This window comes from Haloarcula argentinensis DSM 12282 (assembly GCA_000336895.1).
Taxonomy (GTDB): domain Archaea; phylum Halobacteriota; class Halobacteria; order Halobacteriales; family Haloarculaceae; genus Haloarcula; species Haloarcula argentinensis.
The window spans coordinates 162199-187908 of record AOLX01000017.1 but is presented as its reverse complement, the minus strand read 5'-3'; the positions used below and the strand labels follow the sequence as shown (position 1 = coordinate 187908).

Genomic DNA, 25710 nt, shown 5'->3' with positions numbered 1-25710 from the left:
ATGAGCATGGGTAATCTTTTGTCCGTGTAACCGCTATCTGTACGCGTATGGCTACTGATGACACCGACGCGGCGCTTGACCACACGACTGTCGTTCCGCGAGCCGAACGACGGTCGACACCCGGAATCGCACACCTGACCGTGGTTCCGGAGAACGCGGACCAGTCGTCCTGACCGCTGGGCTGTGTCGATGATTTTGCCGCTTTCGGTGACGCGGCTCCGAAAAGAAGTTTCTTGTTCCTGACCTGACTAACGGGTCGTATGGGATTATTCGACCGATTGAAAGGCGACGACGCACCGCGTGTTGCCTTCTTCGGTATTGACGGCGTACCGTTTAGCCTCATCGACGAGCACCCTGACGTGTTCCCGAACCTCACGGAGATGGCGTCGGACGGAAGCGCCGGCCCAATCGACAGCATCGTCCCCCCCGAGTCTAGCGCCTGCTGGCCGGCGCTGACGACCGGTGTTAACCCCGGACAAACGGGCGTCTATGGTTTCCAGGACCGCGAGGTCGGGTCATACGATACCTACGTCCCGATGGGACGTGACGTGCAGGCGACGCGCCTCTGGGACCGCGTCACTGACGATGGCCGCAATGCCACGGTGCTCAACGTACCGGTCACCTTCCCGCCACAGCGGAACGTCCAGCGGATGGTGTCGGGCTTTCTCTCGCCGGGCGTCGACAAGGCCGCCTATCCGGACGAACTCCGTGACCATCTTCAGGACAGCGACTACCGGATCGATGTCAACGCCAAACTCGGCCACGACGACGACAAGAGCGACTTCGTCGAGGACGCCCACAAGACGCTCGAAAAGCGTTACGAGGCGTTCAAGCACTACGTCGAACAGGACGACTGGGACCTGTTTTTCGGCGTGTTCATGACCACTGACCGGGTCAACCACTTCCTGTTCAAAGACTACGAGCGCGACGGCGAGAACCAGGAGGCGTTCTTCGAGTTCTACAAGCAGGTCGACGCGTATCTCGGTGACCTGCGCGACCGACTCCCCGACGACGTGACGATGGTCGTCGCCTCGGACCACGGCTTCACTTCCCTCGACTACGAGGTCCACTTCAACGAGTGGCTCCAGCAGGAGGGGTGGCTCGACTACGCGACCGACGACCACTCCGAACTCGGCGATATCAGCGAGGACACGAAAGCCTACTCGCTCATCCCCGGACGGTTCTACATCAACCTAGAGGGCCGGGAGCCGAACGGCAGCGTTCCCGAATCCGAGTACGAGTCCGTTCGTGCGGACCTCAAGGAGAAACTCGAATCGCTGGAAGGCCCAGACGGCAAGAAGGTCGCCGACCGTGTCGTGACCAAGGAAGACGCCTTCCGTGGCGACCACGACGACATCGCGCCGGATCTCACCGTCGTCCCGAACCACGGGTTCGACCTGAAGGCCGGATTCAAAGGCTCGGAGGACGTGTTCGGTGTCGGGCCGCGAAACGGGATGCACAGCTTCGACAACGCGACGCTCATGGTCGATGACCCGGACGTTCGCATCGAAGATGCCGACCTCTACGACATCGCGCCGACCATTCTCGACCTGCTCGACCACGACTTCGACCGCGCGAAGTTCGACGGTAGTAGTCTCGCCTGAGGCTGCCGTCCCAGTCGAGTGGTCCCGGTATCTGCGCCGAAAACAGTTTAGAACAGTCCGTCCAGCTCGTCGCTTGTGAACTCGTCAGGGTCGGTCGTCCCGCCCTGTGAGTTCGCTGCTTCTGTGGCGCGCTCCATGAATTCGTCGACCCGTTCGGACCGTTCGACGCCCGAAAGGACGATCAGCGACGCGACTTTGTCCGACCCGAGCGGGAAGTCCCCGCCCCGGACCTCCATACTCCCGGTCTGATCTTCCACCCAGCGGCGCGCTCGTTCGACACCTTTCCGCGAGAGACGTTCGGGGTCACCCGCGACGACGAGGAGGGCCGAGTCGGCCTTGACCGCGTTGGGCAGGCTCATGCTCGTGAGGAGGGCTTTCCGGGTGACGCTGGTGATGGTGTTGACGTTCTCGCTGGCGTCCTCGCTGGCCTCGGCGCTGGCGTAACCGATAGAGGCGATGCCGCCGCCCCTGAGCGTGTTGATGATCTCCGAGGAGTCGACGACGCTCTCGCCGACTCCCTCGACTGCCTCGCCGGAGGCGAACAGCAGGCCGACGCGCTGTGAGATGGCGTCGTTGACGCGCTCGAAGCCGGCGGCGACGCTGTCGCCGCTGCCCCGCCAGGCGTCGTTGTCGACGAGGAGGAGGGAGTCGGCCTCGCGGGCAGCGGTCTTGAGCGAGCGACCGGCGTTGGCCTGATAGAGGCCACCTTCGTCCCGGCCGGGGAGAATACCGAGGACGTACACCGGCTTCTCGTAGATGCGCTTGAGTTCGCGGGCGAGCATCGGTGCGCCGCCCGAGCCGGTGCCGCCGCCGAGTCCGGCGACGACGACGATGGCCTCGGCCTCGGTCGTGATGCGACCGTCGAGTTCGTTGAGCACCTCGGTGGCGTTCTCTTGCATAATCTGTGCCCCGAGCTCGTTGTCACCGCCGACGCCGTGACCTTTCACCCGGTCCTGTCCAATGAGGGCTGTGTCGATATCGAGGTTCTGGAGGTCGGCCCGCGCCGTATTGACGGCGAGAGCACCCCGGACAGCGTCAAACCCCATGTCGTAATCGAATTGGGCGAGCGACTGGGTTACTTTCCCGCCAGCCTGCCCGACACCAATCAGGACGACTTTCATATCAAATGTCTTGTGAGGGTGACTAATCAACGTTGTCCTCACACTGTGAACGGGCGACAAAGAGGATGAAACGGCCCTTGGTGTGGAATGCAGGACCCGGTTGCTAGACGTGAAGCGTGCTGGCTGGTTACTCGACCCGGAGCGTATAGATCCGTTTGCGCGCGTCGGCGAAGGAAAACCGGGAGTCGATGACGCCAACATCTTCGAGACGAGAGAGGGCGTACCGGACGGTCCGCGGCGGCAGCAGCGTCTCCTCGGCCAGTTGGCTCTGGGTCAGAGTCTCGTTGTACTCCAGAACTTTCGCGACGAGTTTCGCGCTCGGCGGGAGATCGCGGACGGCCTCCCACCCACTGTTCTCGTGCTCGCTGTCGGTATCAGCGGACTGGATATCGGATGCACTCATGGTACTACCACTGTATCCAATACAGAGTGATAATATTTACTGTTCGCAATTATGCTCTGTGGAAATCTTTCGGCAAAAAACGCGGCCGCGGACGGAGTCTATGCCCGAAAGTTTACCTTCGGTACATCCGGTGTCACAGACGTGGACGAAGTCGAGGTCAGCACGGTTGTGTATGTCCCACCCGAAGAGGTCTACGAGTTTCTGCTGGACTTTCCGGGCTACGCACGATATTCCGAATACCTCGACCGCGTGGTACAGGACGGCGACGGCTCGCCGGGGACGAACTACGACCTCGTGTTCTCGTGGTGGAAGCTCTCCTACACCGCTCGGTCGGAGGTGACTGACGTTTCGCCGCCGACGCGCATCGACTGGCGGATCGTCAAGGACATTGACGCCGAAGGGTACTGGGCAGTCGAACCTGACCCGGACGGCGTCCCAGCGGACGTGGAGACGGCGTCACGGGTGCGGTTTCACGTCGCGTTCGACCCCGGGTCAGCCTCGGACAATGCCGTCGACCTCCCCCGACTCGTTTCGATGGACTGGGTTATCGAGAAAGTCAAACCGCTCATCCGCAAGGAGGCGACCAAAATCGTCGAACGTGTCGTCGAGGATCTCGAAGGGCAGGAGCGGGATGTCGATCTGGAGATTCACGCTGGCCCGGATTCGGTGTAACGCGGCGACGGAGTGTTACTCGGGCGTCTCGTAGTCGCCGCCGTACCGGATGAAGAAGTACGCGAGTCCGAGCGTCGCGACCATCACGAACGAGGTTGCGACGCCGAGCGTTTTCGCGCTGTTTGGCACTTCCGGCGGGCCGGCGCTCTCGCCACCGCCGCCACCAGAGGATTTCGTCGGGTAGTCCGTCCCGACAACGATAGCCCCCTTCATCCCGAGGCCTTCGTGTGGCACGCAGACGTAGGGGTAGATGCCGTCCTCCTCGAAGGTGTGCTCGTAGTTGACGCCAGCACTGGAAGTCGTACTACCGGAGTCCAGCGGCCCGTCGCCGTCCGAGACAACGTTGTGGCCACCGCCGTTGCCTGTCCACTCCCACTGGACGGTCGCGCCGTTGTCGACGTGAATCGCGGGCGGGCCGAAGCCGTAGGGCTGGCCGTTGTTGTCCACGCCGACTTCGACTGTCGCGGTGTCTTGTCCGGTCGCATCGGCGACCGAGCCATCGAAGTTTCCAACCTGGTCGAGGAACCCGCCGAAATCCGGCGACCCACCGCCGCCACCACCGTCGCCGCCTTCGGTACCTTCCTGTGCGGTCGCGGTGCCTGCTGCGGCCGACGCAGCCGTGGCCCCTGCCGCCGTCCGCAGGAAGCCCCGGCGGGACACGTCCGCTCTACCGTCTGTCATACCTGACCGTTTGTGACTCCCCGTCCTGAATATGTCGGTTTCGGATCGGGCAGTACTCTTCACAGCGATATCACAACAGTCACGGCTGCCGTGAAACATTTAACGCCGGTAGAACGAAACCACCGGTATGTCTACCGGAAGCCACGGGGTCGTCGGCGGGGTCCGTATCGACCTCAATAGATTACACGAAACGTGGATGGAACTCGTGTATCCACGTCAGCGAAACGCTAATGACACCGTCCTCGGGACGTGGACGCCGGACTCTGCGACCGGGTTGGCTCTCTATCGACTCTGGTCTGCGCTCGGTGTCCCAGTCATTGCGCTGGTGTATCCGCTGGTCCTGTGTGGCGTCGTCCTGCGGTACCAGACTCGTCGTATCGACGGCACCGCGACGCGGCTTGGCCTTGTCGGCGTCATTCTCCTCTCTGTGCTTGTCTGGGGCGGCTTAGCGGTGCTCGTCCGGTTTGAGCCCGGGAGCATCGACCTCGTGTCGGGTGGATTCACCGCTGTCGCTGTCGCCGGCGGCGTCGCGACGCTGTCAGCCGCGCTCGCCGTCACGTTCCGGCGCGTCGGCGGCCGCGGGACGACGGTCGCGCTAGCGTATCCGTTCGCCATGACGGCCATCTTCCTGCCGCCGGTCGTCGCGGCGCTGTACTCGACGACTGTCGCCTCAGTCGTCATCCCAGCAAGCGACTCACTGTCCCGGTGGTTCCTCTATGAAGTGCTGGCTTCCGTCGGCGTCGCGGAGTTCTTCATCGAGAACTTCGACCGGGAAGGCATCGCTTACGTCATCATCTGGCTCGGGATTTCCATCCCGCTGGGGTGGGTGCTCGGTCTGCTGGTGACGCTTGCGGACTTCGTCCGTCCGACTGAGTGACCGCAATTCGACGACTCCGGCTCCGGTGACAGACCTTTCCTGAATCCGACGGGAGACTCACGAACACGGTCAATTTGTCGTTTGATAGAATGGCCTCACACACAGCCGAACCAGCCGACATACAGCCGTGCTGGTAACCGAGTGGGGTTGAAATAGGAGTGATTTAGCGTAGTGGTCCCGTGACCGTGGACCGAGAGATTGTTACGGACTGGCGCGGAACTCGCCGTGCTTCATCCCAAAGAAGAACGCGATGACCGAGAAGACGATCATCGAGGGTAGCACCATCATGAACACTGTCGAGCGACCCATCACATCCATAGATATGAATGCCACCGTCGCGATGGCGACAATTACAACGAGTGGGGCTACCGCGGTCTTGAAGTCAAAACCCATACTCTTGCTTGTAGCCGGACAAATAAATTCTTTAAGAAAGCAACAGCGTCCATCAGCTGACTGACCAGCGATTCCGCTTTGCATCCGCACCAACACGGCGACTACCGCGTACCCGCTACGCACATTGATGACGAACGTCCGCCGGATTGCTACGCTGGTGTCGCGTCGGCCGGCCGAACAACGGTTTCCTCGGGCGCATCCCCGTCGGCAACGGCGATATCCGCAGCCTCGTCGCCGCCGAACACGACCGTCGCACCGGTCCGCATCGGTGCAAGCAGTCCGGCGACGACCGCGCCCGCAGTTGTCATCGGTGCCCGGAGCGCGACGGTTGTCTCCGCGTCGATATCGTAGTCGGCGACGACACGGCCGCTCTCGGCCATTAGTTCGCCGTGCGTGTACGTTCTATCGGCCGCCAGTACGCCGTCCTCGGGCGAAACTTCGCCTGGCGGCTGGAGCGGGTTCTCGCTCCACAGTTCCCGCTCGAACTGGGCGACGGTTGGGTCATCGACCGGGCCGCCGTAGGCCAGCCCCTTCGTTCCCGGTCCCTGCGTGTAGCGGTCGAGCCACGCTGCCGGCGCGATAAGCGCCGTCGCGTCGACCGCATTCGGCGGGTCCATATCCACGACTGCGCCGTCAAGCGCCGCCGCGAGGAAGGCAAGCAGTGCGTCCGGCGCGTCCCGGAGGTAGCCCGGCCGATCTTCGTCGGTCGGCTCTTTGGGACCGACGACGACGGCGACCCGCGTTCCGTGTCGGACGCCGTAATGTCGTAGCAGATTCCCGCCTTTCCAGGCGTTCGTGGCGAAATCGGAGTAACTGTACGGTGTCGACCGCTCCGGCGAACGAAAGAGGACGCCGTCGCGGTCGCGGGCCTGCGCGACAAGATCACCGAGTACCTGCATACGTCGTCATTCGGCCCCACCGATGAAAAACAGCGCGGCCACAAAGCCGATGTAGGTGGCCTCCTCCACGCTCTAGAAATGAAAAGACAGAAACAAGTCGCCGACGTGCTCAGGCACAACGACATCGACACACCGCCCGCCCACCGGCTGCTCGACGTGGTAGCTGAACTCGGCGATATCGCGGCCGAAGTCAACGAGACGACCGGCTATGGTGCCGACTCGACGGCGCTATCGATACGGGAAGATGAACTCGGCGACGCCCTGTTTGCGCTGCTTGCACTGTGTGAACGACTCGACGTCGACGCCGATGCTGCGCTCGCAACGGCGCTTACAAAATACGAAGGACAGTCTGGCTCAGACGGGACGCCGGCGAGCGGCGACTGACTACAGCGAGTTCTTCAGTTTCTCGAAGAAGCCTTCCTCGACGTCGACTTCCTCGCCACCGGCCTCCGCGAACTGTTCGAGGGCTTCCTTCTGTTCGGCGTTGAGGCTGTCGGGCGTGACGACCTGTACCTGAACGTAGAGATCACCCGTGCCGCGTCGGCGGAGTCGAGGCATTCCCTTCCCCTCTAAGCGGAACACCTGTCTCTTATACACATCTCTGAGCGGGNGTGTCGCCGAAGACGGCCTGCGGGAACGAGATGGCCTGCTGGTGTTGCAGGTCGTCGCCGTCGCGCTCGAAGTCCGGGTGGTCGCGGACGCTCACCTCGATGAGCAGGTCGCCGTTCGGGCCGCCGTTTTCTCCAGGCGCGCCCTCGCGCTGCATCCGGAGCGTCTGCCCGTTGGCGATGCCGGCCGGGATCTCGACTTCGAGGCTCGCGTCGTTCTGGACGACGCCGTTGCCCCGACAGGTCGAACACGTCTCGTCGTACAGCGTCCCCTCGCCGTCACATCGGCGGCAGGTCGTCGTTTGCTGGACCCGCCCCATCGGCGTCTGCTGGACCTGCGTCGTCTGACCCTGCCCGTTACACTCCGGGCAGGTCTCCGAGTCGGCCCCCGGCGGATGCCCGGCCCCGTCACAGTCGTCGCAGGCTTCCGGTCGGGTGACGTCCAGCTGCTTCGTCGCGCCGTTGTAGGCCTCTTCGAGGTCGATTTCCAGTCGCGTCTGGAGGTCCTGGCCCTGTCGCCGTCGGCTGCCGCCGCGCCCGCCGCGGCCACCACCGCCGAAGAACTGGTCGAAGATATCCTGCATATCGAAACCGCCAGCACCGCCGCCGAACGGGTCCCCGCCCATGCCGCCGCGGCCGCCGCCACCGCCAGCGCCGCCGCGCTTCTCGGCCTGCTCGAAGCGCTCGTGGCCCATCTGGTCGTACATCTGGCGCTTCTCCTCGTCGGTGAGGACTTCTTTGGCCTTCTTGGCCTGCTTGAACTTCTCTTCGGCGTCGGGGTCGTCGCTCACGTCCGGGTGGTATTCCCGGGCTTTCTCCCGATAGGCCTCCTTGATCTCGTCTTCGGAGGCGTCCCGAGAGACACCCAGTATCTCGTAGAAATCCTGACTCATTCGTTGTACAAGGCTTAGACGATTGAGCTACTTCAAAAGAACGGGTTGCCGACTAATCGTGTTCGACCCGTACCGGGGCGCTTATTTTCGTCCCGGGAGAGCCCTCCAGCAATGAGTCCCGAGTCGTCGCGCGGTCGAGGTCTCGTCACGGTCGAGCGAGTCGCAGTCTGGGGACTCGCGGCACTGGCCGTCGCCGGGCTGGTCGCACTCGTCGTCGGTCCGGGCGCTGACCTGCGGACGGCGTCGCCGTCGGTCACTCTCGACGGCCAGTTCGACGCCGAGACGGGCGCGGTGACGCTTACTCACGCCAGTGGGGACCGGCTCATGGACACCAGTACGCGCGCGCTGGCGCTCGTCGTCACCGACGCGGACCGGAACCGCTCGACCACGCTGACGTGGGCCGAGGCGGACCAGTTGCCCGTCGGCCCCGGCGATACGGTCGTCGTTGACGACCCGCGCGTGGACTCGGACGGCGACGGGAACTACCTCGACGGCGACGTCTCGGTCGGCTTCTATCTCGACAGCGGCGACACCGTCGCGGTCCGCTGGACCGGCCGGCCACTCGGTGCGCCGGACGAGCGGACAACGACGCTCGACACAGTAACGCTCGGGAACGAGACTGGCTGACTGTTTCCTCTCACAGGTGGTCCGCTAGAGCAGCTTCGGGAAACGTCTCCTCTCGTTGGCGGCGGTTCCTGTCCCGTGTGCAGTCACAAATGAACGGATCCGGTGCGGACATACACGTCCCCGGTTCCGGTTACGGTCACTGCGTATTCGCCCAGTTGAAACGAGAGCGAGACGGCACTGTCTGGCTCTGCCGAATGGACAAATAGTTGATCGAGCGCGTCCGGATCGAGCGTTTCAATAAGGGGCGATAGCTCTATCGCCTCTTGCTCAGCCGCAATCGCGACCGTTTGTACGACCGCCACTGACGGTGAGATCGAACCCCAGTCGAACTCCGCGTGGAGCGTGTCCGGGCCGTCAGATGTTCGGTCGGGCCGCCTGTCGGACCCACTCATTATTAGAAATATGTCGACCAATCATATTAATTCTACTGTCAATTCATCAGTCGGAACCGTGATGTATAAAATAACTATCTGGTTATCGAGTAAACAGCGGTACTGAGTTTTCAACGTCGGATGTGAAGTATCATTTATGACTGCAATCTTATATACTAGCTATCGGCTAAACTTGTATTTCAATGTAGACTGTTTCCACGAGACGTACCGCTGCAGATGGCGAAACAATTGCTGTGTGTATCTGGGACAATTGTTCTGGTGGACTCTCAGTCTAGACATACTGCTTGCGGACAGCGTGTACAGCTTTCGTGAAAGTGGCACGCAGCAGATGTGGTTGGGACACATAGGATGCCGCGTGCCAACTATCTCTACTCCGGACCGATGTATAACAGTTGTGTGATTAACTGAGTAAACAAGGTATGGGGCCGAAGCACCGACACACAGATGAGCACTTGCGATAGCTGACATCCGGATCGCCATAATACGCTCCGGACTGTACTGAGAACCGCTAATTCGGTCGAGAGACGACAATGTGGTAGTAACAACGTCTTTTACCTGTGAGCATCATCTTCCTACATATCCTCGGCTTCCACCGAGATGAACGTTGGGACACATGACATCTGATGCAACACACGAAGAAGCGATAAGTTTACTCCAGGAGTTGGGCCTGAAAGAATACGAGGCGAAGTGTTTTGTGGGACTTTCTCGGATGTCCAGCGGCACGGCCAAAGGATTGAGCGAGGTAACTGAAGTCCCGAGAACGCGTGTCTACGACGCAGTCCGGATTCTCGAAGCGAAGGGGCTGGTCGAAGTCCAGCATTCGAGTCCCCAGCAGTTCCGAGCCGTCCCACTCTCCGAGGCCACCGAAACGCTCCGCGATCAGTACGAAGAGCGTGTCGAGCGCCTCCAGTCCGCACTGCGCGAGATGGGACGCATCGAACCCGAAGACGACGAGGCCGAGTTACAGGAAGTCTGGTCGCTCTCCGGGTCCGATGCTATCGAGAACCGCGCCGCAGCGATCAGCGAGGACGCGACCGACGAAGTGGTTCTCGTCATTGGTTCCGAAGCGGTCCTCACCGACCCACTGATTGCGCAACTCAATTCGCTTGACGCGAACACCGACCTCATTGTCGGGACCGGGTCCCCCTCGATACGGGACCGCGTGGAACAGGAAATCCCCCGCGCCACCGCGTTCCTGTCGGAACTGGACTGGCTCCACAGTGAAATGACACCGGAGGAGGACGCTGCCGTCGGACGACTCCTCCTTGTCGACAGGTCGACAATGCTCGTTAGCTCAATCGACCCACAGACTGGCGACGAACAGGCCATCTTCGCGACCGGACTCAGGAACGGACTCATCGTCATCGCGCGCCGCCTCCTCTCGCAGGGCGTCGTCGAAATGACGCCACTCGAACAGGACTAGTGAACAACGGGGTTGAATCTTTGCCCTCCCTCTATCTCACTCGTCGTAGCTCTCGGACAGAAACGCAAGGAGCGGTCGGACCTGTTCGTACTCCGGGCCGCGTGTTACCCGGTGGGTTTCCCGGTCCCATTCGATGAGCCCCATCTCCGCCAACTTCGGGAGATGACGGTGATAGAGATTCGCCGGGATTGCCGGCTCTCCCACTGGTGTCCGCCCGCCGTCGAACTCCGAGATAGACGGCCGCCATCGCTCCGTGTCACGTATCGCTAAGAGTATCCGCCGACGATCCTCGTGTCGCACCGCGTCGAGATGGGAACTCAGCCGCTGCGCCTGAGTCTGCTTCTGGTCGCACACTGTGCAGTCGTACGCTCGACTATATGATATATATACACTATTTTCATTATCTTGTACTGTTCTGATTATCAGGGTCACCACCGCTAGGCTAACCCTACTAATGCTCCGATCGATGGGCTACAAGCATCGTCACGGCGATGTGTCCACTTACGGCGACCACCGACTCAAAGTGATGGAACCCAGCTATGTACTGGATAGCTGACCTTTCTGACCCAACCCGCTCGTTTCACAAATTTGCCACTACTCAGCACACTCGTGGCCCTCCCTCAGTACTTTCGTCCGAGCAGAAAATACGCGCCGATTGCTGTTGAACGTCCGTCAGATCACGTCTAACGGGCTGGTGAAAACGACTTATTCGTCGTCGGCTTCGTCGAACTGAAAAATCTCGCTTCGCTCGGTTTTTCAGACACCGATAGACTCACTACGTTCGTCTATCGAGCCGACGACTCGGACTCGGCCTTTCAGTCCTCGTCCTCGTCGTCAACGTCTTCGAAGTCGGCGTCGACGTACTCCTCGCCCTGCTCGGCCGCACCGCCCGCTGCGCCGCCCGGACCGGCAGCACCGCCGGGGCCGGCCCCGGCTGCGCCGCCCGGACCAGCGCCCGCGGCACCGCCTGCGGCCTGCTGGGCCTCATCCTGGTACATCTGCTTGCCGATCTCCTGCAGTTCCTCGCTCAGGGTTTCGGTGACGTCCTCGTAGTCCTCCTTCGTGGCGTCCTCGTCTTCGAGGACTTCCTCGACGTCCTCGATTTTCGCTTCGATGTCAGACTGGAGGTCTTCGTCGATTTCTTCCTCGTTTTCGTCGAGGAGTGTCTCGGCGCGGCGGACGGACGCCTCGGCCTCGTTGCGCGCTTCGATGCGCTCGCGGCGCTGCTCGTCCTCTTCGGCGTGCTGTTCGGCCTCCTGCTGCATTTCCTCGATCTGGTCGTCGGAGAGGCCAGCACCGCCTTCGATAGTGATGTCCTCCTTGTTGCCCGAGCCCTTGTCTTCGGCTTCGACGTTGACGATACCGTTCTCGTCGATGTTGAACGACACCTCGATCTGCGGCGTGCCTGCGGGTGCCGGCGGGATGCCCGAAAGCGCGAACGCGCCCAGCAGTTCGTTCTCCTCGGCGATTTCACGCTCGCCCTGGAAGACGCGGATCTGGACCTGCGTCTGGTTGTCCTGAGCTGTCGTGAAGATCTTCGACTCCTCGGTCGGAATGGTCGTGTTCTTCTCGATGAGCCGCTCGAACAGACCACCCTTGACCTCGACACCCAGTGACAGCGGCGTCACGTCGAGCAGGACGATGTCGTCCACGTCACCGCTCAGGACGCCAGCCTGGATGGCCGCGCCCAGCGCGACGGCCTCGTCGGGGTTGACGTTCTTCTTCGGCTCCTGCCCGGTCATCTCCTCGACCTGGTCCTGCACCTGGGGCATCCGCGTCGAGCCGCCGACGAGGATGACCTCGTCGATGTCGCTTTTTGTGTAGTCGGCGTCGGCGAGCGCCTGCTCCGTCGGGCCGACGGTGCGCTCGATGAGGTCTTCTGTGAGAGACTCGAACTTCGCACGCGTGATCTTCTGTTCGAGGTCCAGCGGACCGTCATCTGTCGTCGCGATGAACGGGAGGTTGATGCGGGTTTCCTTACGCGAGGAAAGCTCGATCTTGGCTTCCTCGGCAGCCTCGGTCAGTCGCTGGAGGGCCTGCCGGTCGTCGCGGAGGTCGATGCCGTGTTCGGCCTCGAACTCGTCGGCGAGGTAATCGATGATAGCGTGGTCCCAGTCGTCGCCACCGAGGTCGTTGTCCCCGTTGGTCGCGACGACCTCGTAGACGCCGCCACCGAGATCGAGGATGGAGACGTCGAAGGTTCCGCCACCGAGGTCGTACACGAGGACGGTCTGGTCGGACTCGTCGTCGAGGCCGTAGGCCATCGCAGCCGCGGTCGGCTCGTTGACGATGCGCTCGACCTCGAAGCCGGCGATCTCGCCGGCGTCTTTGGTCGCCTGACGCTGTCGGTCGTTGAAGTACGCCGGGACCGTAATAACGGCCTTCTCGATCTCGTCGCCGAGGTACTCCTCGGCGTCGTGTTTTATTTTCTGGAGAATCATCGCCGAGACCTGTTCCGGCGTGTACTCCTCCCCATCCAGTTCGACCGTGTAGTCGTCTTCGCCCATGTGGCGCTTGATCGACTGGATGGTCTCGTCTGGGTTCTTTATCGCCTGGTTCTTCGCCGGTTTCCCGACGAGTCGCTCGCCGTCGTCGAACGCGACGACGGACGGTGTTGTCCGCTCGCCTTCGCCGTTGACAATGATTTCAGGGTCGCCACCTTCCATGACCGCGAACGCGCTGTTCGTGGTCCCAAGGTCGATACCCAGAATCTTGTTGCTCGCCATCTTACCCGCTCATAGCGGATTCGGCCGGTTAAAAGTTGCTAGATGTGCTGATGCGAAAAACGGTCGAAAGGGCCTCCTCCGGGCGGTTTTATACTCGGCGGCCCTCTCTGACCGGTGATTATTTAATGTACCGCAATACGACCGCTGCACCGACAGCGGTGGCCACTACTCCTCGCTGACAGTGACCTGTGCCTCACGCAGTACCTTGTCGGCCATCTCGTAGCCCGGCCGGTGGACATCGGCGATTGTCCCGTCCGGCTGGTCGCTGTCGACGCGGGCGAGCACCTGATGCTGCGTCGGGTCGACATCTCCGCCGGGTTCGGGATCGATAACCTCGACGTTCTCGGCGTCGAGCACGTCGTCTAACTGGCGAAGCGTGGATTCGACCCCTCCCCTGATATCAGTATCTTCGTCTTGGTCGAGTGCGCGCTCAAGGTTATCTCGAACGTCGAGCAGGCGCGTCACGAGGTCCTCGGTGGCACGCTTCTGTTCCTGTTCGCGACGCTTGTCCATCCGCTTCTTGTAGTTCTGGAACTCCGCTTGCTTGCGTTTGAGCTTCTCCTCTAGCTCTTCGATGGTTTCGTCCTGCTCGCCGACCTGCGATTCGAGGCTGTCGGCTCGCGTCCGCAACCCAGCGAGCTCCCGGGCGATGTCTTCAGGGTCCGACTCGACGACCCGGTCGATCAGCTCGTCGTCGACATCGAACTCACCAATGTCGACCTCGTCCGTATCGACATCTTCGGGTGCGCCCTCGAGATCAGCGTCGACGTCGCCGTCCGCTTGCGCCTCGCTTGCGGTCGACTCCTCCGTCGCGGCCGTGTCGTCGGCTGCGTCCTGCTCGGTCATACCCGATAGAAGTCGTCACGTGGATAAAAGGATTCAGAAACGGCGTGGCAGTGACACTGTCCGGCGGCGTCGGCCTCACAGGAGGAAGCTAACGACCATCAGGACGAGGAAGCCGACGACGAGGATCTTCGCGATTCGCATACTGAGCCCCGCCACACCGCTCAGTCCAGCCAACCCGGCGACGACAGCGAGGACAAGGAACAGCAGCGCCAGTTCGAGGAACCCGCCGCCGGGTTGGAGCGGGACCGCAGTCAGTAGGTGCTTCATGACTGTGTGTAGCGCCCCTCTCTCAATTTATTATACACCTCATAATCAGGGATCGACAGCGAACGCGCTTGGATCGTACTGGAACCGCGTCCGGTAGGCCGCCCACTCGTCGAGTTCTCCGAGACGGTACTTGCTGAACGCCGGGTTTCGCACCAGTTCCAGTTCAGCGAGCCGTTCCTGAACCGGGTCAAACAGGGTCGTCCAGTCGAGTTCCCGGAGCGACTCGTCCGGCTCCGCCTCGCTCTTCGTGAATGTCAACCCGTCGTCGGTTCGCTCGATAGTCCCGTACTGGTACCGACTCCAGACAGTGTACTCCCCGAACGGAACGGTTTCAGTCGGCGGTGGCGGTCGGCGGTACTGCGCCTGAAACCGCTGGTGTTTCTCACCGCCGCCCCACAACACTCCGCGGGTGAGAAGTTTGATCCGCTGGTTGGCGTCCACGCCGCTGTTGTAGACGATACGTGCATGCTCATACTCGCTGGACTGGAACTGTTCGGCGACGCCGTCGTCGTGGTGGATGTCGACCTCATGTTGATACGGCAACGGCGTCCGGAGGGCGCGTTCGAGCACCGAGACCGTCTCAGCACCCCGGCGCAAATCGTCGTATGGCCCCGTGCCACGCCACTGCGCCGGGTCGGCCTCGTCAGGGTCGACCCATCGGTCCATGTCAGTGATATGTGGTAAACAGTCTTAGTTTTTCCCACGGGGCGGATGGGTCCGCTGTTTTCACACCAACACGCGGTCGAGTTCGACGACGAGATCGTCGTCGGCATCCGGGTCGCCGACGAGCGTCCCAAGACAGACCGCCGCGCCGTCGGGCGTGACGGAGACGATCTGGGAGCCGATTTCGGGAACTGCGTCGCCTGCTTCGGCCGGTCCGGCTTCGATGACACCTGGCGCATACACCGGCGCGCCCTCGGCGACTTCGCGGGCGGCGCTGGGCGCAATCGTGACCCGCGGTAGGTGGACCAGCGCGCGCTCTGCGGGCTGGATAATCTCGCGCAGTTGTGCTTCGTCTCCATCCTCAGCAAAGGCCAGCGCGTCCACGAGTTCGTGCATCGTCGACAGCGACGCGTCGTCGAAGGTCCCCGTCGCCGTCCGGCGGAGGTCCCCCATGTGTGCGCCGGTCCCCGCCGCCAGCCCGATATCGTGACATAGTTTCCGAATGTACGTGCCCGAAGCGCACTGGACTCGCAGGAGTAGCCGGCGCTCGCCCTGTTCGAGGATGTCAAGTGAGTGAATCCGGCGGGAACGCAACTGGCGCTTGACTGCGCTCTTTCGCGGTGGCTTCTGGTAGATGTCGGTCTCGAACTCGGCGACGATATCCGCGATATCGGCCGGGGCCTGGTCGTGGAGTTCCAGCACGGTGACGTACTCCTTGACGGCGCTATCGAACACCTGCGCCATCCGAGCGGCGTCACCGAGCAACACGGGCAGACAGCCAGTCACCTTCGGATCGAGCGTCCCGCCGTGAGCAACCCGGTCTTGGCCGGTGGCGTCCCGGATCCAGGCCGCGACCTGGTGAGCCGAGGGTCCCGGCGGCTTATCGAGGTTGACGACGCCGAAGGACCGAAGCGAATCGAGATCCCGTTCGTCGGGCGGGGCACGGAGCGTCATCGGCTCAGAACTCGTACCGGATGTTCTCGACAGGGGCTTTCCCCTCGTCACCGTCTGGGCTGTACGACTCGACGGCGTGCAGGGTGACGCTCAGGACGCCTTGCGGGTCCCAGCGGGCGGTGTTGACCGACAGATCGTAGATAGAGAGGTCGTCGAAGTCGATGTCGTAGTAGTCGCTGTAGCGCTGGGCCTCGCTTTCGCCACGCTCCCGGGTTTCGGTCTTGGCCTGTTCGAAGGGCTTGTTCTCCCGCGTCGCGATGCGGTCGGCGCGCACGTCCAGCGGCGCAGTCAGCCACAGTTTCATGTCGGCGTACTCGCCCGCCATCCAGCCGGCGAGCCGGGACTCCAGCACGAGGTCGTCGCGCTCGGCAGCGATGTCCCGGAGTCGGCGGTCCAGATCGCGGTCTATCTGGTCGTCTTCCTCGGCGGCCTTGTTCAGTTCCAGCGGCGTCATTCCGCGTTCTTCGGCCAGCGAACGGAAGATGTCCCCGCCGCTGACGTGCTCGTAGCTCAGGGCGTCGGCCAGACTCTTGGCAAGTGTGCTCTTGCCGCTACCGGCCGGGCCGGAGACGGTAATCAACATAGAGATGTTCGGGAGGCCCCGATAGAAAGGGCTGTCTCTTCGCGCCTAGCTGGTCGGCGTCGTCTCGACGTTGAGCGCCTTCCGGATGATCTGGGTGAACGACAGCGAGCACAGGAAGTACCAGACGATCCACGCCTGGACCGGGCCGGCGACGCTGTTGCTCCACGCTTCGACCTCGCCGAAGATGGGGAGCGTAATCACCGGGCTCGCATCGACGCCGGCTCCGAAGACAATCCAGTAGAGCCAGAGGAACAGCGGGATGTTGACCAGCATGATCCACACCATCGGGCGGAACTGCTGTTTGAACATCCCCATCTGATCGGTCATCAGCTCCATCTGCTCTTCTTCGAGCCGGTCCAGCGCCTCCTGGTCGTCGCGCTCCTTCGCGGCCTTGCGGCGTTCTTTGAGATCTTCCATCTTCTCCTGGTGGTCACCCATCCCCGACATATCCATGAGGTTGTCCTGCAGAATCGTCGAGGTGGTCCCGGTGATGATTGCGAGCACCAGGATAACGACGTAGAACGGCAACATATCGTTGAGCGGCCCGAGGACGATATCGATGACCCCGCCCGCGATAACATCCCGGACGGAGGTCATCGAATAGCCGGCAAACAGGCCGAGCGTCCCGAGGCCGGCGAGCTTGTCCCACTTCGACCAGCCGCCGCCCTCGTCATCGTCACTCGGTGCCGCATCGGACTCTTCGAGCGCTTCGCGGACGCCGTCGGGGTCGTCGATAACGAACCCATCACCGTCGGCGTCGATGAGCAGGCCGGACTCGATGAGCCGCCCCCATTCGCCGCTCGTGAGGTCGTCACTCACGTCACTCCACGTAACGGTCCCGTTCTCTTCGGCTGCAGCGAGCACCGTCGTGAGTGCGTCAGTCATTGCCTCGCCGTCTTCGGCGAGTCGTTCTACCTTCGGCGCGGTACGTGCCATTGTGTGTGTTTGAGGTGCGACGGCATATCAACGTTTTACTCTGACTGTCTCGACGGTGTCGGTCTCGAACGATCGTTCCGTCGCGTTTCAGGCCGTGTGTGCGTCGACAGCGTCCTGAATCTCGCTCCAGACTTCGTCGGGTGTCTGCTCGCCATTGACGGCGACGAAGCCGTCGTGGTCCCCGTAGTGGTCGATGACCGGTGCGGTGTTATCGTCGAACACGTCCAGTCGGTTGCGGACGGACTCTTCGTTGTCGTCGTCGCGCTGGATGAGGTCGCCGCCACATTCGTCACAGACACCGTCTTCCTCGGGCTGATTGAACTCGACGTGGTAGTTCGTGCCACAGTCGTCACAGACCCGACGACCCGTGAGTCGGTCGACCAGCTCCTCGCGGGAGACATCCAGCGAGAGGATCACGTCGAGGTCGGTCATTCCTTCCAGCTCCTCGGCTTGGTCGAGGTTACGCGGATAGCCGTCGAGCACGAACCCGTCGGCCTGCGAGAGGGCTTCGTCGACGATAGCGTTGACCACCGCGTCGGGCACGAGGTCGCCTGCCTCCATGTACTCGCGAGGCGTGTCGTACTCGGTGTCCATGTCGCTGATGTCCATGTCCTTGTTCGCCCGGAGTGCGTCGCCCGTCGTGACGTGTTCGACGCCGTACTCCTCGGCGAGGTTGGCGCTCTGGGTTCCTTTGCCGGCTCCCGGCGGCCCGAGAATCAGGATTCGCGGATTCGACATAGGCAGGGTTTCCAAGGGGTCGGTTAAATGGTTGTCCAAATCATGCTGGCGGGTCACGCTGCCGCCACCCAAAGGTGTGTAGGCGTTCCGGGCGAACACGGGATATGATCGAACCCGGCGCGCCAGCACCCGAAATCAGCGTACAGAACCAGTTCGGAGAGACCGTCTCGCCTGACTTCGAGGAGCCGACCGTAGTGTACTTCTATCCCGAAGATTTCACCGGCGGCTGTACCATCGAGGCCCGCGACTTCCAGGAGCACCTCCCGCAGTTCCGCGAGGGTGGCATCACCGTCTACGGCGTCTCGATGGACGACGTGGCGACCCACGACGAATTCGCCGAGGAAGAGGGCCTGCTGTACGACCTGCTCGCTGACCCCGACGGGACCGTCGCCGAAGCGTTCGGCCTCGACACCAGCGGCGGCCGGACGGACCGCCGGACGTTCGTGCTTGCCGACGGCGAGGTCAAGTCCGCCTACGATCCGGACCTCTCGAACCCCGAGGGCCACGCCGAGGCAGTGCTCCGGGACGTTCGAAACGAGTACGTACAGGGCGGATAGACAGCCACAGCACGTCCTGTGGTACTGATCGCCGTTCTAGAACACTTCCGCACCGCGGCCGATACGCGTCTGGTAGACGCGGGCGTCGACCCCGCGTTCGCCGAAGGCGTCCAGCATCGTACTCGCGATCTTCCGGCGGTCCTCTTCTGCACACGCGGCGATGACGGTCGGGCCGGCTCCGGAGATAGTGACGCCGGTGGCACCGGCCGCCAGTGCAGCCTCGCGGACCTGTTCGTAGCCGTCGATGAGTTTCGCACGGGCCGGCGTCACGACGGTGTCGTGCATCCCCTGACCGACGAGTTCGGGGTCGTCGCGGTGCATCCCGGTTGTCAGCGTTGCGGCGTTCCCGACCGTCTCTACCATCTGGTCGACGCGGGCGGTCTCCGGGACGACGTTCCGAGCGTCCCGCGTCGAAACCACGATATCGGGCAGACACGCCACGAGCGGGATGTCGGCGTCGACCTGCGTGACGCCTTTTTCAGTTGCGATGGTGAAGCCACCCATAATCGAGGGAGCGACATTGTCGTCGTGAGCGTCGCCCGAAACGACGGCCTCGCCCTTGGCGGCGATGGGGACCAACTCCTCGCGGGAGTAGCCGCGGTCGTACAGTTCGTTCAGCCCGACAGCCGCCGCGGCGGCGCTGGCGGCAGAGGAGCCCAGCCCCGATGCGGGACGGACGCCCTTGTCGATCTGAATGTGGGCCGGCGCATCGAGTGCCTCGGCAACCGCGCCGACGGTGTTTTTGTCGGGGTCCTCCGGGATGTACTGGCTGCCAGCGCCAGTCACTTCGATGGTGACCCGGTCGGCCTTCTTCAGGCGGACGACGTCGGCCGGACGCTCCAGTGCGACACCGAACACGTCGAAGCCGCTCCCGAGGTTCGCACTGGTAGCCGGCGCCCGGACTGTCAGCATGCCTGCGAATTTCAGCAGTGTAGGCAAAAAGGTAGCGAACCGACACTGTGGCCGTTTCGCAGTACTGAGAACGCGGCCCAAAGGCATAATACGGGGAAACCTGACCTTGGAATAGGTATCGTTATGGATGTCGACATCGCCACGGTCGCCATCCTCGGGAACGCGGGTGGGGCGCTCATTGGTTTTACAGTTGCGGTTATTGCTGGTCGAAAACGGGATGTACTAGGTCATCGCCAGTACGGCTGGCTTGCGCTGGCTGGCGGATGCTGGTGTGCCATCTCCATTGTGAAAGTCATGGCCGCTAGTCCAGAAGTGGCAGAGACGGCTTACCTGATAGCACGAACCGTATCGTCGCAGATAATCGCCATTTGGATTATTTTTGTGCTTGTCTACACCGGTCGCCGCTCGTGGCTCCGCCCCTCCCGCCTCATTCCGGTACTCATTATGGCGAACGCAGACGTGCTGCTGCTGTTGCTTGGTCAGGGCCGCTTCGGTCAGGCGACGGTTGTCCCCATCACTCAGAACGGCGTGACGCTGCTCGCTATTCAGCGCGGGGCTGCCTTCGCGGCTACTCTGACAATTTCTTATATGCCGGCGCTGCTCGGGTACGGGTTTCTCATTGAATTTCTGTCCCGGTCAGAAAACATCTACCGGCGTCAGACTGCGATAATCGGCGCTGGAGGTGCTTTGCCGATGATTGTCGCCCTGCTGTACGACTTCGGATACACGCCCCATCCCGGTATCGATTTCACCCCGGTCGTGTTCGTAATTAGTATGCTGTTCGTCGGCTGGGCGCTATTCAGGGACAAATCTCTGTCTGTGACAACACTGTCTGGTGATACCCTCGTCGATAATCTCCCCGACCCGGTCATCGCCCTTGACGACGACTGTGTCATTATCGATTACAATGCTGCGGCGGCCAGCGCGCTGGATCATCCGGACCCTGACGGAGAACCACTCGATGACCTTGCCCCGGAGCTCGTTGGCCACATTGAGCGCGGCGAGGTGTTCTCGTTCGGGGATTCGTTCACCTACTATAACCCACAGACGACGAGTCTCACCGACCAGTCTGGGACGGAACGCGGTCGCCTCGTTGTGCTCAGGGACGTGACCGGGCAGCAGCGCCGGCAGGACCGACTCGAAGCGCTACAGGCCGCGACCCAGCAGTTTATCGAGGCAGAGACCGCCGAGGAAGTCTCGGAGATGGCCGTCGAGTTCGCGACAGCCGTCCTTGACCAGAATGCGGCGGGCGTGTTCCTCGAAGACGACGGCGTCCTCGAACCGACTGTGATTAGCGAATCGATTGCGGAACACGTCGACGAAGAGCTGCTGTACGGTTCGCCGACGGACGAGCCCGAAAGCAAACTTTGGAGGACGTACGAAACCAGTGAAATACGGGCTGTCTCGCTCGACTTGGACGGACTCGACCCGCTGGACAACGCGCTGATGCTGCCGCTTGGCCCTCACGGTGTGATGGCGATTACGTCACACGACAGCACCCTCGCCACGGAGGATAGGCGGTACGCCGCGATTCTCGCGCAGACGACGCAGGTGGCCCTCGATCAGGTCGAGCGCGAGCGCGAACTCCGCCAGAGCCGAAGTTCTGTCCAGCGACGCCGCGAGCAGATCGAGTTCTTCAACGGCGTCCTCAGACACTCGCTGCACAACGCGATGGTCGTCATCCGCGGCCGCGCGGAACATATCAGAGACGAGGTCCCGCCGCGGAAACAGCGCCACCTCGACAGCATCAGCGACTGGTGCGGGAAGCTCACGGACATGAGCGAGACGATACGCGACATCAACAACACGGTGACGGCGAGCGAAGCCGAGCGGCTAGACACCGTCGACCTCAACGCGACGCTCCGTCGCTCGATTGAGTCCCTCCGTGTCGAGTACGATTCGGTATCACTCTCTTGTGAACTAAATGGCGACTACCGCGTGCAGGCGAACGAACTGCTCGAAGAAGTCCTCCAGAGCATCCTCCGGAACGCGGTCGACCACAACGACGCCGACACCCCGCGAGTGATTGTAACGGTCCAGCAGGCCAGCGACTGGCTGCAGGTCCGTATCGCCGACAACGGCCCCGGAATGAGCGACGAACTGAAGACGACGGTGTTCGAACGCGGGCTCTCGCCCGACCAGACCGCCGGCGGCTTCGGGCTCTACTTCGTCTCGGTCATGATGGACCTGTACGGCGGAACGCTCTGGTTCGAAGACAATCACCCGACTGGGACTGTCGCCATCCTCGAATTCCAGCAGGCGGTGACGGGCGACGAGGCGGAAGACGACCCCGGGCCCGACGACACCGAGACGGCAGCGACCGAAGCGCAAACTAAATCCCACAACCGCTGATAGGTCGGGGTATGATTGGCGTCGTCGGTGGCGGTATCGCCGGCCTTTCGGCAGCGTACCGGCTCCAGCAACGTGGTCACGAGGTACGTGTCTTCGAGGCGAGCGAGGACTTGGGCGGTCTGGCAGCGACCTACGAAACGGCTGGGGACCCCATTGAGAAGTTCTACCACCATCTCTCGAAATCCGAGGAGACCATCGTCGAACTCGCCGACGAACTGGGCCTCGGTGACGCGGTCGAGTGGCACATCGGGGAGAACGCCTACTACGTCGACAGCGTCGTCCACCCCATGGACAAGCCCTGGGAAATCCTCTCGTATCCGCACCTCTCGCTGTATGATACGTTCCGGCTGGGCATGCTCGTCCTCGATATCGACGTTCGCGGCGGCATCCCTTCCTTCGACACCTACGAGCGACTGGAGGACTTCGAGGACGTGCCCATTGAGGAGTTCGTCGTCGACCACACTACCCGAGGCGTCTACGAGAACTTCTTCGAGCCGCTGCTCGACGCGAAGTTCGGCGACCGGAAAGACGACGTGAGCGCGGCGTGGCTGCTCGGCCGTGTCAAGTTCCGCGGCGAACGGGACATCCTGAACGGCGAGATTCTGGGCTACTTCGACGGCGGATTCGGCCGGTTGCTCGACGCGCTGGTCGACACCGTCGGCCGCGACAACATCGCCACTGGCACGCGCGTCTCCGACATCGATACGAGCGGCGGGACTGTCTCGTCGCTGACGGCCACCGACGGAACTGAGACGACGGTTCACGACGTTGACAGCGTCGTCGTCGCGACGATGCCGAACGTGCTGGAAGCCCTGACCGGCTACACCTGCGACATAGACTTCCAGGGGACGGTGTGTTCGGTCATTAGCATGGACGAACCCCTGCTGGATACGTACTGGCTGAACATCGCCGACGACGCCCCCTTCGGCGCGCTCATCGAGCACACGAACTTCGTTTCCGCGGAACGGTACGGCGGCGAGCATCTCCTGTATGTCGCCCGCTACATCCAAGATGAATCCGAGGCCATCTGGCAACAGAGCGACGACGAGGTCGCCGAGACGTGGCTGCAGGGCATCGAATCCCTCTTTCCCGAATTCGACCGTGACGCCGTCAACTGGATTCGGACGGGGCGCAATCCACGGACTGCGCCGGTCTACGAACGCGGGTATCTGGACATGGTCATCCCGTACGACCTGGGTGACGATGTCGCGGACGGCCTCTACTACGCCGGGATGGCTTCGCGCGCTCAGTACCCGGAGCGCTCGCTCAACGGCGGTATCGTCGCAGGCTTCGAGTGCGCCGATCGGATCGCACGCGATCCGTCAGCGGCGACGAAAACCGACGATTCGCCGCTTTCGGAAGCCCAACGCTGAGCGCTTTTCTGCCCTCAAACCCGTTTTCTCTCGGAAAGTCCAATTCGGCGTGTACCGCGCGAGTCAGTCGCCGGCCGCGCTTTCCACGTCGTCCTCGTCGATGACCGGCGCGTCGGTCGGGCTCACGTCGTCCGGTTCCTCTCGGCCGCCACCGACGACCATCTCCCCGTCCTCGGTTTCGACGTAAACGTCGTCGGCAAAGCCACCGACAGCGTGGGGGTGTTTTGGCTCGTCCAGTCGCTCTGGTGTCGACGGCGCATCGGCGACGCCGTCGGCCGGCCGGAACGCCCCGAGCGGGTCGTCGATGGTGATGCCATGCGCGTCAAAGAAGTCCGCGTACCGCTCGTAGTGGTCCTCGAGTTCGTCGGCCGGGAACTCCATCATCTCCGTCCAGCCGTGGTTGTAGAAGTCGAAGTTCGCCTGAATGTGAGTGATTTCCCGAGCCTCGGCCTCCGAGTAGTCTGCCTGTAGCGCGGCCACGTAGGTGTCCATCGTGGCGTCGAAGAAATCATCGAGATGGTCGCGCCGCTCCTCCCGGTGAGCCTCGTCAGCCTTCCCGAGGAAGATCTTGGTGTGGAGTTTCACCAGCCCGTAGTTGGCCACCGACCGGATTCCGGGTGTAGTCAGCGCCTTCTTGCTCGCCCAGTGGCGCGGGTTCTGGTAGATTTTCATTCTACTCCCGGATATGGGGCCCAGCGCCTTCAAATCCCCGACTATCGGTGTCTTCAGGTCGCTATCGGAAACGATACGCAGATAGCAATCCACATTAAGCCCGATTTCGTATCGGCCGTACATGAGCACGTCGCACGTAATCATCGGTGACGGCATCGCGGGTGCGTCCGCAGCCGAGACAATCCGGGAAGCGGATCCGGACGCGTCGGTCACAGTCCTGACCGACGAGGGGGAGGCACTGTACAACCGGATCCTCATCAAGGAGTTCGCCAAGGGGAAGCTGCCGGAAGCGCCGATCTCGATCCACGAGCCGGAGTGGTACGACGAGCGCGACATTGACCTCCAGCTGAACACCCACGTGACGGACATCGACCCCGACGCTCACGAGATCCAGACCCACGAGGGGGACACCTACGAGTACGACAAGCTGCTGGTGGCCACGGGTGGGACGCCGGCACAGCTCCCGGTCGAGAATAGCGACGCCGACGGCATCCACCACTTCTGGACGTTCCAGGACGCGCGTGGCATCCGCGAACACGCCGACGAAGCCGATCAGGGCATCATCGTCGGGGCGGGACTGCTCGGCATCGACCTCGCGGCAGTCTGTGCCGCACAGGAAATCGACGCGAAGTACCTGATGCGTGGCAACCGCTGGTGGCGCTACGCGCTCTCGGAGGACGGCGCGGAAATCATCCACGAGGCGCTCGAAGAGAACGGCGTCGAACCCGTCTTTGAGTCCGGCGTCGACCACTTCGAGGTCGACGACGACGGCAAGGTCACCGGTGCAGTCGACCCCGACGGCAACCACTACGACGGCGAGTGGGCGGGTGTCGCCATCGGCCTCGACTTCAACACGGAGTTCCTCAACGGGACCGGCCTCGAACTCGACGACGGCGTCGTTGTCGACGAGTACATGCAGACCAACGTCGAGGACATCTACGCAGCGGGCGACCTCACCCAGTTCTACGACACTATCCTCGACTCCCAGGCACAGAACGGCGCGTGGGGCTCGGCCAAGGAGCAGGGCTCGGTCGCCGGGGCGAATATGGTCGCGGACGCCGAGGAAAAGGAGTTCCGCTGGGTCTCCTCGTACTCCATCACGCACTTCGACTTCCCGTTCCTCTCCTTCGGTCACCCGACCCGTGGTGACGACGAGGCCGAACGGAAGTACTCCGACAGCGAGTGGCGGCGTCTCGCCTTCGAGGACGGACAGCTCATCGGCGGCGTGCTGATCGGTGACCTCTCACAGCAGTCGACGTTCAAGAAGCTCATCCGCCAAGAGCGCCAAGTCGCAGACAAGAAGGAACTGCTCCTAGAGAAGGAAGTGGACCTCGAAGAAGTGAAGGCACAGACGCCCGCGCCGGCCGAATAAGGCCAGCCGACACCGATATTTTACGCGCTGCGGACGCAGCGACGCGTATACGTGACGCCCTTTCCTGCGTCCTTGCCCGATTCTCCCGTCGTAGTGGCCAGTCGGGTGAGAGTGAGGCAGACGAAACAGGCGATGACGGCGGCGGCTTCGCCGGTTCGCCGAGCAA

Annotated in this window: 28 protein-coding genes and 1 pseudogene; 11 read left to right on the top strand and 18 right to left on the bottom strand. The window is 62.3% G+C overall.

Translation table 11 applies throughout. From position 1 onward, the window contains the following. Positions 1-47 precede the first annotated feature (47 nt). Entirely contained in the window at positions 48-173 is a 126-nt protein-coding gene (locus tag C443_RS22130; RefSeq protein WP_005535999.1) for a hypothetical protein, read from the top strand. 87 nt (positions 174-260) lie between these two features. Next, positions 261-1604, top strand: coding sequence for an alkaline phosphatase family protein (locus tag C443_RS09875; RefSeq protein ID WP_005535998.1), 1344 nt, complete (start codon positions 261-263; stop codon positions 1602-1604). Between the two features lie 47 nt (positions 1605-1651). Here C443_RS09875 and C443_RS09870 read toward each other — a convergent pair whose 3' ends face one another. Both C443_RS09870 and C443_RS09865 read right to left on the bottom strand, forming a co-directional pair. Then, positions 1652-2725, bottom strand: a complete 1074-nt coding sequence (locus C443_RS09870) for a tubulin/FtsZ family protein (RefSeq protein WP_005535996.1) — start codon at positions 2723-2725, stop codon at positions 1652-1654. A 127-nt stretch (positions 2726-2852) separates the two neighbouring features. Then, the gene (locus tag C443_RS09865) at positions 2853-3128 is read right to left on the bottom strand and encodes a MarR family transcriptional regulator (protein ID WP_005535994.1); all 276 of its coding nucleotides are present in this window, start codon (positions 3126-3128) and stop codon (positions 2853-2855) included. Between the two features lie 141 nt (positions 3129-3269). On the opposite strand from C443_RS09865, the gene C443_RS09860 reads away from it, so the two are divergent. Beyond that, the gene (locus C443_RS09860) at positions 3270-3800 is read left to right on the top strand and encodes a type II toxin-antitoxin system RatA family toxin (protein WP_049944013.1); all 531 of its coding nucleotides are present in this window, start codon (positions 3270-3272) and stop codon (positions 3798-3800) included. A gap of 15 nt (positions 3801-3815) precedes the next feature. Here the strand turns inward: C443_RS09860 and C443_RS09855 are convergent, their stop codons facing one another. Continuing rightward, entirely contained in the window at positions 3816-4481 is a 666-nt protein-coding gene (locus tag C443_RS09855) for a halocyanin domain-containing protein (protein ID WP_005535990.1), read from the bottom strand. 127 nt (positions 4482-4608) lie between these two features. Between C443_RS09855 and C443_RS09850 the strand changes: the two genes are divergently transcribed. Continuing rightward, positions 4609-5358 carry a hypothetical protein gene (locus C443_RS09850; RefSeq protein ID WP_005535988.1) on the top strand — a complete coding sequence of 250 codons (750 nt, stop codon included), beginning with the start codon at positions 4609-4611 and terminating at the stop codon, positions 5356-5358. A gap of 201 nt (positions 5359-5559) precedes the next feature. On the opposite strand, the gene C443_RS09845 is transcribed toward C443_RS09850, so the two are convergent. Both C443_RS09845 and C443_RS09840 read right to left on the bottom strand, forming a co-directional pair. Beyond that, the gene (locus C443_RS09845; RefSeq protein ID WP_005535987.1) at positions 5560-5751 is read right to left on the bottom strand and encodes a DUF7333 family protein; all 192 of its coding nucleotides are present in this window, start codon (positions 5749-5751) and stop codon (positions 5560-5562) included. A 149-nt stretch (positions 5752-5900) separates the two neighbouring features. Then, positions 5901-6650 (bottom strand): hypothetical protein, encoded by a 750-nt coding sequence (locus tag C443_RS09840; protein ID WP_005535986.1) that lies wholly within the window; start codon positions 6648-6650, stop codon positions 5901-5903. A 78-nt stretch (positions 6651-6728) separates the two neighbouring features. On the opposite strand from C443_RS09840, the gene C443_RS09835 reads away from it, so the two are divergent. Next, positions 6729-7034, top strand: coding sequence for a MazG-like family protein (locus C443_RS09835; RefSeq protein WP_005535985.1), 306 nt, complete (start codon positions 6729-6731; stop codon positions 7032-7034). Here the strand turns inward: C443_RS09835 and dnaJ are convergent. Further along, positions 7035-8151, bottom strand: a pseudogene (gene dnaJ / locus C443_RS09830) (molecular chaperone DnaJ). A 111-nt stretch (positions 8152-8262) separates the two neighbouring features. Here dnaJ and C443_RS09825 point away from each other — a divergent pair. Beyond that, on the top strand, positions 8263-8778 hold the full coding sequence (locus C443_RS09825) for a hypothetical protein (RefSeq protein ID WP_005535984.1): 516 nt from the start codon (positions 8263-8265) through the stop codon (positions 8776-8778). An 83-nt stretch (positions 8779-8861) separates the two neighbouring features. Here C443_RS09825 and C443_RS09820 read toward each other — a convergent pair whose 3' ends face one another. Further along, positions 8862-9170, bottom strand: a complete 309-nt coding sequence (locus C443_RS09820; RefSeq protein ID WP_005535983.1) for a HalOD1 output domain-containing protein — start codon at positions 9168-9170, stop codon at positions 8862-8864. A 613-nt stretch (positions 9171-9783) separates the two neighbouring features. On the opposite strand from C443_RS09820, the gene C443_RS09815 reads away from it, so the two are divergent. Further along, the gene (locus tag C443_RS09815) at positions 9784-10593 is read left to right on the top strand and encodes a TrmB family transcriptional regulator (RefSeq protein WP_049943995.1); all 810 of its coding nucleotides are present in this window, start codon (positions 9784-9786) and stop codon (positions 10591-10593) included. Between the two features lie 36 nt (positions 10594-10629). Here C443_RS09815 and C443_RS09810 read toward each other — a convergent pair whose 3' ends face one another. From C443_RS09810 to C443_RS09770, 9 genes are all read right to left on the bottom strand, one after another. Next, the gene (locus C443_RS09810) at positions 10630-10947 is read right to left on the bottom strand and encodes a DUF7344 domain-containing protein (RefSeq protein WP_049943994.1); all 318 of its coding nucleotides are present in this window, start codon (positions 10945-10947) and stop codon (positions 10630-10632) included. Between the two features lie 461 nt (positions 10948-11408). Next, positions 11409-13319 carry a molecular chaperone DnaK gene (dnaK, locus tag C443_RS09805; RefSeq protein ID WP_005535980.1) on the bottom strand — a complete coding sequence of 637 codons (1911 nt, stop codon included), beginning with the start codon at positions 13317-13319 and terminating at the stop codon, positions 11409-11411. A gap of 165 nt (positions 13320-13484) precedes the next feature. Next, on the bottom strand, positions 13485-14165 hold the full coding sequence (locus C443_RS09800; RefSeq protein WP_005535979.1) for a nucleotide exchange factor GrpE: 681 nt from the start codon (positions 14163-14165) through the stop codon (positions 13485-13487). Between the two features lie 75 nt (positions 14166-14240). Further along, positions 14241-14432 (bottom strand): DUF1328 family protein, encoded by a 192-nt coding sequence (locus C443_RS09795; RefSeq protein WP_005535978.1) that lies wholly within the window; start codon positions 14430-14432, stop codon positions 14241-14243. A gap of 45 nt (positions 14433-14477) precedes the next feature. Further along, positions 14478-15098, bottom strand: coding sequence for a hypothetical protein (locus C443_RS09790; protein WP_005535977.1), 621 nt, complete (start codon positions 15096-15098; stop codon positions 14478-14480). A gap of 60 nt (positions 15099-15158) precedes the next feature. After that, positions 15159-16049: an RNA-guided pseudouridylation complex pseudouridine synthase subunit Cbf5 gene (locus tag C443_RS09785; protein WP_005535974.1), complete on the bottom strand. Its 891-nt coding sequence runs from the start codon at positions 16047-16049 to the stop codon at positions 15159-15161. Positions 16050-16053: 4 nt separating this feature from the next. Further along, positions 16054-16632, bottom strand: a complete 579-nt coding sequence (gene cmk / locus C443_RS09780) for a (d)CMP kinase (RefSeq protein WP_004593818.1) — start codon at positions 16630-16632, stop codon at positions 16054-16056. A 45-nt stretch (positions 16633-16677) separates the two neighbouring features. Then, positions 16678-17568: a DUF106 domain-containing protein gene (locus tag C443_RS09775; RefSeq protein WP_005535971.1), complete on the bottom strand. Its 891-nt coding sequence runs from the start codon at positions 17566-17568 to the stop codon at positions 16678-16680. 87 nt (positions 17569-17655) lie between these two features. Beyond that, entirely contained in the window at positions 17656-18306 is a 651-nt protein-coding gene (locus C443_RS09770) for an adenylate kinase (RefSeq protein WP_005535968.1), read from the bottom strand. Positions 18307-18410: 104 nt separating this feature from the next. Between C443_RS09770 and C443_RS09765 the strand changes: the two genes are divergently transcribed. Next, on the top strand, positions 18411-18863 hold the full coding sequence (locus C443_RS09765; RefSeq protein ID WP_005535967.1) for a peroxiredoxin: 453 nt from the start codon (positions 18411-18413) through the stop codon (positions 18861-18863). Positions 18864-18899: 36 nt separating this feature from the next. Here C443_RS09765 and C443_RS09760 read toward each other — a convergent pair whose 3' ends face one another. After that, positions 18900-19775: a homoserine kinase gene (locus C443_RS09760; RefSeq protein WP_005535965.1), complete on the bottom strand. Its 876-nt coding sequence runs from the start codon at positions 19773-19775 to the stop codon at positions 18900-18902. 123 nt (positions 19776-19898) lie between these two features. On the opposite strand from C443_RS09760, the gene C443_RS09755 reads away from it, so the two are divergent. Together C443_RS09755 and C443_RS09750 are read left to right on the top strand one after the other, a co-directional pair. Further along, the gene (locus C443_RS09755; RefSeq protein WP_049943993.1) at positions 19899-22127 is read left to right on the top strand and encodes a sensor histidine kinase; all 2229 of its coding nucleotides are present in this window, start codon (positions 19899-19901) and stop codon (positions 22125-22127) included. A gap of 11 nt (positions 22128-22138) precedes the next feature. Continuing rightward, on the top strand, positions 22139-23500 hold the full coding sequence (locus C443_RS09750; protein ID WP_005535963.1) for an NAD(P)/FAD-dependent oxidoreductase: 1362 nt from the start codon (positions 22139-22141) through the stop codon (positions 23498-23500). A 63-nt stretch (positions 23501-23563) separates the two neighbouring features. Here C443_RS09750 and C443_RS09745 read toward each other — a convergent pair whose 3' ends face one another. Next, positions 23564-24172 (bottom strand): DUF6149 family protein, encoded by a 609-nt coding sequence (locus tag C443_RS09745; protein ID WP_005535961.1) that lies wholly within the window; start codon positions 24170-24172, stop codon positions 23564-23566. A gap of 121 nt (positions 24173-24293) precedes the next feature. Between C443_RS09745 and C443_RS09740 the strand changes: the two genes are divergently transcribed. Beyond that, a complete protein-coding gene (locus C443_RS09740) occupies positions 24294-25544 on the top strand; it encodes an NAD(P)/FAD-dependent oxidoreductase (protein WP_005535959.1) in 1251 nt (416 codons plus the stop codon). Positions 25545-25710: the final 166 nt, after the last annotated feature.